Source organism: Micromonospora sp. AMSO1212t (genome assembly GCF_008868145.1).
Lineage (GTDB): Bacteria > Actinomycetota > Actinomycetes > Mycobacteriales > Micromonosporaceae > Micromonospora > Micromonospora tulbaghiae.
Map to the genome: position 1 here is coordinate 1 of NZ_WBKS01000164.1, position 11,312 is coordinate 11,312.

Genomic DNA, 11,312 nt, shown 5'->3' on the forward strand with positions numbered 1-11,312 from the left:
GACGTCGGGGTCGGTGCCGGGCCACTGGGCGCGGCAGCCGGCGGGCCGGCTGGCGCCGACGAACCGGCTACGAACGCGCTACGCAGCCGCCGGGCGACGGGCGCCTCGACGGTGCTGGACGCGGACTTCACGAACTCGCCCATTTCCTTGAGCTTGGCGAGAACGGTCTTACTTTCGACCCCGAGCTCCTTGGCAAGCTCGTGTACGCGGGCCTTTCCTGCCACTGCACTCCTCACTCCGAGGTCGTGCGGGCAGCACCCGCAGCGACCTCACTCCTGCACTTGAAGCCTGGTCATTTCAGGGACTTCATCGTGTGCTCATGTCGGTCGTCCTACCTTGCTAGCGACCCTCGACCGGTCGGGCTTGACCGGTCGTCGGGGGTTGCGCGTCGACGTGCTCCGCAAGCGCACCGTGGTCGGGAACCCCGGTGAGGCGCAGTGCCCGCCCGAAGGCGCGACGCCGCACCGCCTGCGCGAAGCAGGCCGGATCAGGGTGCATGTTCGCTCCCCGACCCGGCAGTCTGCGGGCCGGATCGGGCCGGAGGCTGGTGTGACCAGCCTCGTCACCGATCGCGACGACCCGCAACAACTCGCTGGCCGGCGCTCGTTTCCGGCAGCCCACACAGGTGCGCTCCGGCATCGCGCGTCGTGCCACTGAGTAAGTCTACCCCTAGCCGCCGGAGATCGCGCCGCCCGGCTCCGGTACGTGATCAGCTCCGCCCCGGCTCTGCGGTGCCGCGGTCTCCGCGTCGGACCGGATGTCGATGCGCCAACCGGTCAGGCGGGCCGCGAGGCGGGCGTTCTGCCCTTCCCGGCCGATCGCGAGCGAGAGCTGGAAGTCCGGGACGGTCACCCGTGCGGCACGGGTGGCCAGGTCGACCACCTCGACTCGCAGCGCCTTGGCCGGCGACAACGCGTTGCCGACGAACGTCGCCGGGTCGTCCGACCAGTCAATGATGTCGATCTTCTCGCCGTGCAGTTCGCTCATCACGGCGCGGACCCGCTGGCCCATCGGACCGATGCAGGCGCCCTTGGCGTTGACGCCCGACGTGGTCGAGCGCACGGCGATCTTCGTACGGTGACCTGCCTCACGTGCGATCGCGCCGATCTCCACGGTGCCGTCGGCGATCTCCGGCACCTCCAGCGCGAACAGCTTCTTCACCAGCCCGGGATGCGAGCGGGACAGCGTGATCTGCGGGCCGCGCATGCCCTTGGCGACGTGCACCACCACGCACCGGATCCGCTCGCCGTGCTCGTACCGCTCGCCGGGGACCTGCTCGGACTGGGGCAGGACACCCTCCAGCTTGCCCAGGTCGACGCTGACGATGCCCTTCTCCCGGCGGGTCTCGTGCGCCTGCACCACGCCGGTGACCAGGTCGCCGTCGCGGCCCACGTACTCGCCGAAGTGCACCTCGTCGGTGGCCTCCCGCAGCCGCTGGAGGATCACCTGCTTGGCGGTCATGGCGGCGATCCGCCCGAAGTCGTGCGGAGTGTCGTCCCACTCCCGGGTCACCGTGCCGTCGGCGTCCAGCTCCTGCGCGTAGACCGAGGCGGCCCCGCTCTTGCGGTCGATCTCCACCCGGGCGTGCGGCTCGGCGCCGTCGGTGTGCCGGTAGGCGGTCAGCAGCGCGGTCTCGATCGCCGCGAGGATCGTGTCGAACGGGATCTCCCGCTCGCGCTCCAGGGCGCGCAGCGCCGCGAGGTCGATGTTCACCTCTCCTCGTCCTCCAGATCTTCGTCGTCGTCGGTGTCGTCACCGAAGTCCTCGTCGGCCAGGTCGTCCAGGCGGTTGAACTCCACCTGGACCCGGCCGGGCCCGAGTTCGGCGTACGGGTGTTCGGCGGGGCCGGCATCGGTCTCCAGCACCACGCGTTCGTCGTCGGCGGCCGTGATCCGGCCGGTGAGCTGGCGGTCCCCCGCGTCGCCGCGGACGGTGACCTTGACCAGCCGCCCGGCGTTGCGCCGCCAGTGCCGGGGCAGGGTGAGCGGGCGGTCCACGCCGGGCGAGCTGACCTCCAGCTGGTACTCGCCGGCCACGATGTCGCCGCCGGCCTCCTCGGCCGCGTCCAGCGCCGCCGAGACCGCGCGGGAGACGTCCGCCACGGCGTCCAGGTTGATCCCGCCGTCGGCGTCCACGATCACCCGCACCACGTGCCGCCGGCCGGCGCGGGAGACGGAGAGATCCTCCAGGTCGTAACCGGCCGCCGTGACGACCGGTTCGATCACCTCGCGCAGCCGGTTGCGGCGGGCGGCGAGGTCGCCGCGGGGTGCGCCGCTCCGGTCCGTGCCGCGGGGCCCGTCGGACCGGCGGGGCCGCCCGGCGGGCCCCGTCGACCGGGTGGCACGGCCACGCTGCGTCATTGCGCGCACCTCTCCTGCTGTTGCCACGACCCGCGGGCCGTGTTGTCCTCGGCCGGTGCGGGCGATCGGCCCGCCATACCGGCGCGCCACCGGGGCGTCCGCGCCCGGTGGTTGCGCAGAGCGTAACGCTTGTGGCCGTCGACGGACCCGGCGGCGCACCGAGACCCTGCCCCACGAGGCGGCGCGGATGGTGTTGACTCTGTCAGGTGGGGATCGGCAGAACACCATCCGACCAGGTCAGAGCGGGGCATTCCCGACGCTGGCTGCTGCGCGCCGGCGGGCTCGTGGCGCTCGGCGGCGCGGCAGCGCCGCTGACCGGTTGTGATCTTTTCGACCGTGACAAGGAGCCACCGGCGCCGGACGCGCTGGAGCCGCTGGCCGCCGAGGCGCTCGCGCTGGAGGCCCGCTACCGGGCCGCCGCCACCGCCGCGCCGGCGCTGGCCGAGCGGCTCACCCCGATCGCCGACGCGCACCGGGCGCACGCCGAGGAGCTACGCCGCGTGATCGGCCGGCCGGCACCCTCCGGCACACCGGCGGCCGCCGGCTCGGCGAGCGCGCCCGCGCCCGACGCCGTGCTCACCGAGCTGCGCCGGGCCGAGCAGGAGGGCCGGACGAACGCGGCCAAGGCGTGCGCCGAGGCCCCGGCCGAGCGGGCCGCGCTGCTCGGCTCGATCGCCGCCGCGCGGGCGACCCACGTGGAGGCCCTGAAGTGAGCGAACGCACCGAGCGGAGCGAGGGCCGTGAGGCCATGCCCGGGCGGCACAGCGTGAACCCGACAAGCGGCCCGGCCACCGCGCTCGCCGACGCGCTCGCCGCCGAGTACGCGGCGATCTGGGCGTACGGGGTGATCGGCGTGCACCTGACCGAGGCCGCGCGCACGGCGGCACGCGCCGCCGAGGCGGCCCACCGGTCCCGCCGCGACGCGCTGCTGCTGCAACTCGCCGAGGGCTCCGGGCAGGTGCCCGCCGACCGGGCCGGGTACGCGCTGCCCTACCCGGTGGCGGACCGGGCGAGCGCGCTGCGCCTGGCGGTGGAGATCGAGGAGCGGACGGCCGGGCACTGGCGGGCCGCGCTGCCGCACACCACCGGCGCGGACCGGAACACCGCGCTCGCCGCGCTCACCGACTGCGCGTTGCGCGCCACCCGCTGGCGGCGCACCGCTGGCGTGACGCCGGTCACCGTTCCGTTTCCGGGCCGCCCGGCCTGAGCGCGACGCCGGTCACCCGGTGGAGCCCTCCGGTTGCGTAGCGCATACCAGGTATGCATACTCGCGGTCATGTCCATCCGTCACGGCCTGCTCGCCCTGCTCGAACGCGGCCAGATGTACGGCTACCAGCTCCGTGCCGCGTTCGAGGAGTCCACCGGGTCGACCTGGCCGCTGAACATCGGACAGGTCTACACCACGCTGGCCCGGCTGGAACGTGACGGCCTGGTCCGTCCGCTGCCGGAGAACGAGAGCGGGCAGCGGCCGTACGAGATCACCGACGCCGGACGGGCGGACCTGGCGCTGTGGTTCGCCACGCCGATCAGCCGCGCCGACCGCCCTCGCGACGAGCTGTCCATCAAACTGGCGCTGGCGCTGACCACCCCCGGCGTCGACGTGCGGTCGGTGGTGCAGACCCAACGCACCGCCACCATGCGCGCGCTTCAGGAGTTCACCCGGTTGAAGTACACGAGCGACAAGCCGGAGGATCTACCCTGGCGGCTGGTGCTGGACGCGATGATCTTCCAGACCGAGGCCGAGGTGCGGTGGCTCGACCACTGCGAGACGAGCCTGGTCCGGCACCGCCCGGCGCCGATCCGGGCGGTCGACCACCCCGAGGCGGTGGACCGGGCCGGCGACGAAGCCCGCCGGTGACCCGGCACGGGAGGCGCTGATGAACCCGATCGACGGGGTGCTGGAGCTGCGGGACGTACGCCGGACCCACGGCGCCGGTGAGGCCGCCGTGCACGCGCTGCGCGGCGTGAGTCTGACCGTGCGGGCCGGTGAGCTGGTGGCGGTGATGGGCCCCTCCGGGTCCGGCAAGTCCACGCTGCTGGCGCTGGCCGGCGGCCTGGACCGGCCCACCGGCGGCGAGGTGGTGGTCGAGGGCGAGGCGCTGGTCGGGCTGTCCGCCCGCGAGCTGGCCCGGCTGCGCCGCCGCCGGATCGGGTACGTCTTCCAGGACCTGAACCTGCTCGGCAGCCTCACCGCCGTGGAGAACGTGGCGCTGCCACTGGAACTGGACGGCACCGGCGTACGGGCGGCCCGCCAGCTGGCGCTGGCCGCGCTGCGCGAGGTCGACCTCGAGGACCTGGCCGACCGCTTCCCGGACCAGATGTCGGGCGGCCAGCAGCAGCGGGTGGCGATCGCCCGGGCGCTCGTCGGCGAGCGCCGCCTGGTCCTCGCCGACGAGCCGACCGGCGCGCTCGACTCCCAGACCGGCGAGGCGGTGCTGCATCTGCTGCGTCGCCGGGTGGACGCCGGAGCGGCCGGGGTGCTGGTCACCCACGAGGCCCGGCACGCCGGCTGGGCGGACCGGGTGGTCTTCCTGCGCGACGGGGTGATGGTCGACTCGACCGCCCCGCTGATCGGCGTCGACCACCTGCTCAGCGGCAGCAGCCGGTGACCGGCGGCCGCCTCGCCGCCGTACGCGGGTCGTGGCGGACCGCGCTGCGGATCGCCCGCCGGGAGGCCCGGCGGTCCCGGCGGCGCACGCTGCTGGTGCTGGTGATGATCGCGCTGCCGGTGCTCGGCCTCAGCTTCGCCGCGGTGAGCTACGACATGGGGGAACTGACCCGCGCCGAGCGCATCGAGCGCCAGCTCGGCGGCGGCGACGTCGCGCTGCGCTGGGACAGCCTGACGGCGGTGACGCAGGACGCCTGGGGCGAGTCGGCCTGGCCGGTCCAGGGCGAATGGGTCGGCCGGACCCGTCCGGCGACCGCCGAGGAGGTGCGCGCGCTGCTGCCCGAGGGCAGCCGGCTGGCTCGCACGCGCTGGTGGATGACGTTCTCGACGCGGGTGGGCCGGCACGTCGAATCGATCGAGGCGCGCGCCGTGGACCTGACCGACCCGCTCACCCGGCCACTGGCCCGGGTACGCGACGGCCGGCCGCCGGTGCGCCCCGACGAGATCGCGGTCAGCCCGACGGCGCTGCGCCGGCTGGAGACCCGCATCGGCGACCCGGTACGCACCATCGACGGCACCACCTACCGGGTGGTCGGGGTGGTGGAGTACCCGGACAACCTCCGGGACGTGATCACGCTGCCCGGGGTGTCCCCGGAGGGCGCGGCCGGCAGCGACACCTGGCTGGTGGACCTGCCCGGCCCGCTGGACCCGGGGCTGGTCGACCGGCTGAACGCGCAGGGCGTCCAGGTCGTCGCCCGCGAACGGCTGCCCGGACGGGATGAGTTCTCCCGCGGCATGCGCGTACCGGACGCCGACGAGGCCGGCGTCGTCGGGGTGGTCGGTGGGCTGGGCCTGCTGGAGGTGGTGCTGCTGGTCGGCCCGGCCTTCGCGGTGAGCGTCCGGCGCCGGCGGCGCGACCTCGCGCTCGTCGCGGTGGCCGGTGGCGACGCCTCCCACCTGCGCCGGATCGTGCTCGCCGACGGGGTGGTGCTCGGCGCCGGCGGGGCTGCTCTCGGCCTGCTGCTCGGCATCGGTGCGGCGTTCGCCGGCCGGCCGCTCGTCGAGCAGTACGTGCTCGGGGAGCGCCTCGGGGCGTACCGGATCTTCCCGACCGCGCTGCTGGCGATCGCCGCGACGGCGGTGCTGGCCGGCGTGCTGGCGGCGATGGCCCCGGCCTGGACGGCGGCCCGGCAGGACGTGGCGACCGGCCTGGCCGGCCGGCGCGACGCGAGCCGGCCCCGCCGCCGCTGGCTGCTGATCGGCGTGGCGCTCACCGTCGCCGGAACCGCTCTCGCCGCGTACGCCGCCGGCCGCACCTCGCAGACCGGTGTGCTGGCCGGCGTCGCCCTGGGTGAGCTGGGGCTGGTGTTCTGCACCCCGACGCTGGTCGGGGTCCTGGGCCGAGCCGGCCGGCTGCTGCCGCTGACCCCCCGGCTCGCGTTGCGCGACGCCAGCCGCAACCGGTCGTCGGCCGCGCCCGCCATCTCGGCGGTGATGGCGGCGGTCGCCGGAAGCGTCGCCATCGGCGTCTATGTGGCGAGTGACGAGACCCGCTCCCGGGAACTCTGGCAGCCGGGCCTGCCGCCGGGGAACGTGCTGCTCACCCACTCGGGCGAGATCCCGGCGGACCCGCCGTCGGCCGACGTCGTCGCCACCCGGGCCCGGATGGTCCTGCCCGACGCCACGGTGACGCCCGTCGCGATCCCCGGCTGCGCCGGCACCGTCCGGGAGAAGGACGACTGCGCCGTGTACGCGGTCGTTCCGCCGGAGCAGCGCTGCCCGTACACGTCCTCCGACCCGGTCCCCGACTCGGCCCGGCGCGATCCGCGCTGCGTGAGCCCTTTCCAGGAGCCGGTCGACGTGTACCTGCCGGCGCTCGTGGACGACGGCGCCGCGCTGGCTGCGCTCACCGGCGCGGCCGCCGGCGAGCTGGCCGCCGCGCGCCGGACGCTCGCCGCCGGCGGCGCCGTGGTCACCGACGCCCGGCGGGTGGTGGACGGGCAGGTCCGGGTGGAGGTCAACTACAACTCCGGCGGCCCGCCCACCGGACGTCTCCTGCCCGGGTACGCGCTGCGCGGCGGTCTCAGCGTCGACCGGCTGGTGCTCTCCCCCGCCGCCGCCGACGCGCTCGGCCTGTCCGCCGTACCGTTGGGCTACCTGTTGGACACCGCCGGCTCGCCTGCCGACGACCGGCAGATGGAGAGGCTGACCGACGAGCTGTACGACATCGGGCCCATGTCGGCGCAGGTGGCGACCGCCGACCCGCCGTCGGACCAGCGTCCGATGCTGCTCCTGCTGGCCGTGGCCTCCGGGGTGATCACGCTGGGCGCCGCCGCGGTCGCCACCGGCCTCGCCGCGGCCGAAGGCCGCCGGGACCTGTCCACGCTCGCGGCTGTGGGCGCCGATCCGCGGGTACGCCGCCTGCTGTCGCTCTGCCAGGCCGGGGTCATCGCGGTGCTCGGCTCCGCGCTGGGCATCGTCGCCGGGCTCGGCTCCGCCGTGGTCGTCCTGGCCGCGCTCAACCAGCGGTACGCGGAGTCCTGGCCGGTGCAGCCGCCGTACCCGATGACAGTGCCCGGTGTGACGCTCGCCGCGCTGGTCGTGGTGCCGCTGGTGGCGATGGGCGGTGCGGCGCTGTTCACCCGGTCCCGCCTGCCGATCGAACGCCGGCTCGACTGACTGACCGTCCGAGGGATGACGGGGCACGGCGCGGGCGGCACACTTGTCGGATGTCAGCCCTGGGAACCCTCACCCGCCGCCTCGGTCACCAGCGTTGGTTCGGCGCCACCATGCGCCTGCTCGTCCCCGCCGACCGCCTGGTCGGCCGGATGACGAAGGGGCGCGTGGTCGCCTTCGGGCTCGTGCCCACGCTGGTGCTCACCTCCACCGGCCGCCGCTCCGGCAAGCCCCGAAGCAACCCATTGGTGTACGTCCCCGACGGCGACGCCTACGTGGTGATCGGCTCGAACTGGGGGCAGCAGCACCAGCCGTCCTGGACGTTCAACCTGATGGCCCACCCGGGCGCCGAGGTGGACGTCAAGGGCCGCCGGATCCCGGTCACCGCCGAGCAGGTCACCGGCGAGGAACGGGAACGGCTGTTCCAGCGGCTGGTGCAGGAGTGGCCCGCGTACCGCACGTACGTCGAGCGCGCCGGTGGCCGCGAGATCCGCGTGTTCCGCCTGGTCCCGAACGCCTGAGCGTCCTCGCCGGCCACAGCCGTGCACAATCCGACATCCGCGCCGCCGGGGCCACCCGCCCCGATCTGGCTAGGGTTGCCGCAGGCGACCTGTCGGACGGAGGTGCACCGTGGCTGTCGGCGTGAACGCCGAGCGGCGTCTGGACGATCCACGGTGGCAGGTGGCCGAGCGGGTCGGTGACGCCGTCCTGCGGCGGTTCCCGGCCGACGTGCTGGCGGTCGCCGTACACGGTCCGCTCGCGCACGGCGACGACGACGGCGGCGGGGACCGCGAGGTCGGCCTGCTGGTCGTCACCTACCGGCCGGGCGCCGGGCCGCCGGCCGCCACCCGGCGGGTGGACGGGGTGCTCGTCGACCTCACGGTGGCCGGGGCGGACGACTACCTGCGCCGGGCGACGACGATCACGTCCCGCTGGCCGCTGACCGCGGACCGGTACGTCACCACCCGTGCCCTGCACGATCCGACCGGCTGGCTGCGGAAGCTGCGCGACGAGCACCTGGCGCGCCTGGCACGCGCCCGGCCGGCCGAGTTCAGCGGCGCGGCGCGGCAGGCGTGGTACCGGGGCAGCGCGGCGCACGCGCGGGCGTTGCGGCTGGCCGAGTGGTACGAGACGGACCAGGCGCTGCTCATGCTCGGCGAGGCGCGGCTGTCCGCCGCAACAGTGCAGGGGTTGTTCAGCCGCACCTACTTCCGCGACCCGGGGGACGCGGTGCGCCGTACCGGGCTGGCCGGGGCGGACATGACAGAGGTGGGCGCGGTGCTGACCCGCCAGGCCGAGGAACTGGCGGCCCGGGGCCGCCCGGTCGACGGCACCATCGACGACCTGCTGTCCGGCTGACGACCTGCGGACGGTTGGCGGCTTGCCGACGGCTGGTGGTCGCGGACGGTTTACCGTCAGCCGATGCCGCCGCCGACGCCGATCAGCGCGCCGATCAGGTAGGTGGCGCCGGCCGCCAGCGCGCCGAGCAGCAGCTGCCGCAGGCCGCTGGTCCACCAGGGCCGGTAGGTGAACCGGGCCACGATCGCGCCGGCCACGAAGAGCCCCACGCCGCCGACGGCGAGCGCCAGCCAGAGGCTGGTGAAGCCGAGCAGGTACGGCAGCAGCGGCACCAGGGCGCCGATGGAGAAGCAGACGAACGACGAGATCGCGGCCGCCCACGGGCTGGGCTGGTCGTCGGGGTCGACGCCCAGCTCCTCCCGCACGTGCACCCGCAGCGCCTCCTCCGGGTTGGCGCGTACCGCCTCGGCGACCTGCGTCGCCAGGTCCCGGGGCAGTCCACGGGCGACCCAGGCGTCGGCCAGTTCCCGTGCCTCCGCCTCCGGGTGGCGTTCCAGCTCGCGCCGTTCCTTGGCCACCTCCGCGGCGACCTGCTCGTTCGCCGACCGGACGCTCGTGTACTCGCCGAGGCCCATCGAGATGGCACCGGCCACCAGGCCGGCCGTGCCGGTCAGCACCACGCTGCGCGGGGACACCCCACCGCCGCCCACACCGGCGATCAGGGCGATGTTGGTGACCAGCCCGTCCATGGCGCCGAAGACCGCCGGCCGCAGCCAGCCGCCGGAGACGTCCGCGTGGTGCGCCTCGCGCAGCGCCGCCGGGGTGTCGGTCACGGCAGCGTCAGGATCTCGTAGCCGTCCTCGGTCACGACGACGGTGTGCTCGAACTGGGCCGTCCACCTGCGGTCCTTGGTCACCACGGTCCAGCCGTCGTCCCACATGTCGTACTGGTAGGTGCCGAGCGTGATCATCGGCTCGACGGTGAACGTCATCCCGGGCTCCATCACGTCGGTGGGGCGCGGGCTGTCGTAGTGCGGCACGTAGAGGCCACTGTGGAACGCCTCGCCGATGCCGTGCCCGGTGAAGTCGCGGACCACGCCGTAGCCGAAGCGCTTCGCGTACGACTCGATCACCCGGCCGATGACGTTGATCTGCCGCCCCGGCGCGATGGCCTTGATGCCCCGCATCATCGCCGCGTGGGTCCGCTCGACCAGCAGGCGGGCCTCCTCGCTCACCTCGCCCACGCAGAACGTGGCGTCGGTGTCGCCGTGCACGCCGTTCAGGTACGCGGTGACGTCGACGTTGATGATGTCGCCGTCCTGGAGCACGGTGGTGTCGGGGATGCCGTGGCAGATCACCTCGTTGAGGCTGGTGCAGCACGACTTGGGGAAGCCCCGGTAGCCGAGCGTCGACGGGTAGGCGCCGTGGTCGCAGAGGAACTCGTGCACCACCTTGTCGATCTCGTCGGTGGTCACCCCGGGCTTGCAGTGTTCACCGGCGAGCTGGGTGGCCTGGGCGGCGAGACGCCCCGCCACGCGCATCTTCTCGATGGTCTCCGGCGTCTGCACGTGCGAGCCGCGCCACTCCTGCGGGCGCTTCTTACCCACGTACTCCGGGCGCGGGATGTGGGCGGGGACCGCTCGCCACGGGGAGAGCGTGCCGGGGGTCAGCGGCGCACGGACGGTCATGTTCCAAGCCTATCGCCGGGGGCGGTGTGCCCCCCGCCACAGGCCCGCCGGGCAGGTTGTTGCCGTGCCGCAAACGCTGTGCCATTGTTGCTCCGTGGATCAAGGGGGCGCGGCGCCCGTCTTCTCCGTGACCGCCCAGGTCGACGGCGACCAACTGCGCGTCCAGGTGACCGGCGAGGTCGACATGGCGACCGCCGACACCATGTTCCAGACCGCGCTCCGCGAGCCCGCCAAGCGGCTCACGCTCGACCTGCGGGCGGTCACCTTCTTCGACTCGGCCGCCATCCACGCGGTGGTCCGGCTCGCCCAGCGGTTCCCGGACGCGCTCACCGTGCTGCCGTCCCCGCAGGTCCGGCGCGTGCTGGACATCTCCGGCCTCGGCGAACAGGACTGGCTCGCCCGGCCCTGACGGCGCGGAACCTGTCCGGATTCCGGAGGCGTACTCGCCCGGTCCGGCCATTCCGGTAACGACCGCGGTGGATTCTCACGGCCGTCGAGGTCACGGGCGCGAACTGTTCGGGTGAACGCGGTCGGGCACCGGACAGTAAACGATCTTTGCGGGCCGAGGGCTGTGTGGCAGCGTCGGTGATCGCCTCCGCGGGGCGCGGGGGCACATCATCTGGGAGCGCATCACCATGACCGCACCGCATAACCCTGGCTCGTACCCGCCACCGCCCGGTCC

At 74.2% G+C, this 11,312-nt stretch carries 13 protein-coding genes and 1 pseudogene; 8 read left to right on the forward strand and 6 right to left on the reverse strand.

Annotated elements, in window-relative coordinates; genetic code table 11:
- From F8279_RS27105 to rimP, 4 genes and pseudogenes are all read right to left on the reverse strand, one after another.
- Positions 1-224 (reverse strand): translation initiation factor IF-2 N-terminal domain-containing protein (locus F8279_RS27105; protein WP_151501449.1); only part of this gene is annotated, 224 nt, incomplete at its 3' end.
- A 93-nt stretch (positions 225-317) separates the two neighbouring features.
- A pseudogene (locus F8279_RS27110) lies at positions 318-654 on the reverse strand (YlxR family protein).
- Positions 655-669: 15 nt separating this feature from the next.
- Positions 670-1,713 (reverse strand): transcription termination factor NusA, encoded by a 1,044-nt coding sequence (gene nusA / locus F8279_RS27115; protein WP_091419728.1) that lies wholly within the window; start codon positions 1,711-1,713, stop codon positions 670-672.
- Positions 1,710-2,360: a ribosome maturation factor RimP gene (gene rimP, locus F8279_RS27120; RefSeq protein ID WP_018785889.1), complete on the reverse strand. Its 651-nt coding sequence runs from the start codon at positions 2,358-2,360 to the stop codon at positions 1,710-1,712. The genes nusA and rimP overlap by 4 nt, the downstream gene beginning before the upstream one ends.
- 263 nt (positions 2,361-2,623) lie before the next feature.
- Between rimP and F8279_RS27125 the strand changes: the two genes are divergently transcribed.
- The 7 genes from F8279_RS27125 to F8279_RS27155 all read left to right on the forward strand — a co-directional run bounded on the left by F8279_RS27125 (position 2,624) and on the right by F8279_RS27155 (position 9,003).
- Positions 2,624-3,073 carry a hypothetical protein gene (locus F8279_RS27125; RefSeq protein WP_175438724.1) on the forward strand — a complete coding sequence of 150 codons (450 nt, stop codon included), beginning with the start codon at positions 2,624-2,626 and terminating at the stop codon, positions 3,071-3,073.
- A 35-nt stretch (positions 3,074-3,108) separates the two neighbouring features.
- Entirely contained in the window at positions 3,109-3,567 is a 459-nt protein-coding gene (locus F8279_RS27130; RefSeq protein ID WP_151501453.1) for a ferritin-like domain-containing protein, read from the forward strand.
- Positions 3,568-3,636: 69 nt separating this feature from the next.
- On the forward strand, positions 3,637-4,218 hold the full coding sequence (locus F8279_RS27135; protein ID WP_013284661.1) for a PadR family transcriptional regulator: 582 nt from the start codon (positions 3,637-3,639) through the stop codon (positions 4,216-4,218).
- A 19-nt stretch (positions 4,219-4,237) separates the two neighbouring features.
- Positions 4,238-4,969: an ABC transporter ATP-binding protein gene (locus tag F8279_RS27140; protein WP_151501450.1), complete on the forward strand. Its 732-nt coding sequence runs from the start codon at positions 4,238-4,240 to the stop codon at positions 4,967-4,969.
- Positions 4,966-7,647 (forward strand): ABC transporter permease, encoded by a 2,682-nt coding sequence (locus F8279_RS27145; protein ID WP_151501451.1) that lies wholly within the window; start codon positions 4,966-4,968, stop codon positions 7,645-7,647. Before F8279_RS27140 ends, F8279_RS27145 begins: the two co-directional genes overlap by 4 nt.
- A gap of 50 nt (positions 7,648-7,697) precedes the next feature.
- Complete coding sequence (locus F8279_RS27150) at positions 7,698-8,165, forward strand: nitroreductase family deazaflavin-dependent oxidoreductase (protein ID WP_120571121.1); 468 nt, start codon at positions 7,698-7,700, stop codon at positions 8,163-8,165.
- Positions 8,166-8,274: 109 nt separating this feature from the next.
- On the forward strand, positions 8,275-9,003 hold the full coding sequence (locus F8279_RS27155; protein WP_151501452.1) for a nucleotidyltransferase domain-containing protein: 729 nt from the start codon (positions 8,275-8,277) through the stop codon (positions 9,001-9,003).
- 56 nt (positions 9,004-9,059) lie between these two features.
- On the opposite strand, the gene F8279_RS27160 is transcribed toward F8279_RS27155, so the two are convergent.
- Together F8279_RS27160 and map are read right to left on the reverse strand one after the other, a co-directional pair.
- Positions 9,060-9,776 (reverse strand): VIT1/CCC1 transporter family protein, encoded by a 717-nt coding sequence (locus F8279_RS27160; protein WP_091419719.1) that lies wholly within the window; start codon positions 9,774-9,776, stop codon positions 9,060-9,062.
- Positions 9,773-10,630, reverse strand: coding sequence for a type I methionyl aminopeptidase (gene map / locus F8279_RS27165; RefSeq protein WP_091419716.1), 858 nt, complete (start codon positions 10,628-10,630; stop codon positions 9,773-9,775). The genes F8279_RS27160 and map overlap by 4 nt, the downstream gene beginning before the upstream one ends.
- A gap of 94 nt (positions 10,631-10,724) precedes the next feature.
- Here map and F8279_RS27170 point away from each other — a divergent pair, with 94 nt between their 5' ends.
- On the forward strand, positions 10,725-11,039 hold the full coding sequence (locus F8279_RS27170; protein ID WP_225853427.1) for an STAS domain-containing protein: 315 nt from the start codon (positions 10,725-10,727) through the stop codon (positions 11,037-11,039).
- Positions 11,040-11,312 lie beyond the last annotated feature (273 nt).

Coding starts and splice junctions, on each gene's coding strand:
- rimP (WP_018785889.1), bottom strand. CDS start 2,360: ATGACGCAGCGTGGCCGTGCCACCCGGTCGACGGGGCCCGCCGGGCGG.
- F8279_RS27130 (WP_151501453.1), top strand. CDS start 3,109: ATGCCCGGGCGGCACAGCGTGAACCCGACAAGCGGCCCGGCCACCGCG.
- F8279_RS27135 (WP_013284661.1), top strand. CDS start 3,637: ATGTCCATCCGTCACGGCCTGCTCGCCCTGCTCGAACGCGGCCAGATG.
- F8279_RS27140 (WP_151501450.1), top strand. CDS start 4,238: ATGAACCCGATCGACGGGGTGCTGGAGCTGCGGGACGTACGCCGGACC.
- F8279_RS27150 (WP_120571121.1), top strand. CDS start 7,698: ATGTCAGCCCTGGGAACCCTCACCCGCCGCCTCGGTCACCAGCGTTGG.
- map (WP_091419716.1), bottom strand. CDS start 10,630: ATGACCGTCCGTGCGCCGCTGACCCCCGGCACGCTCTCCCCGTGGCGA.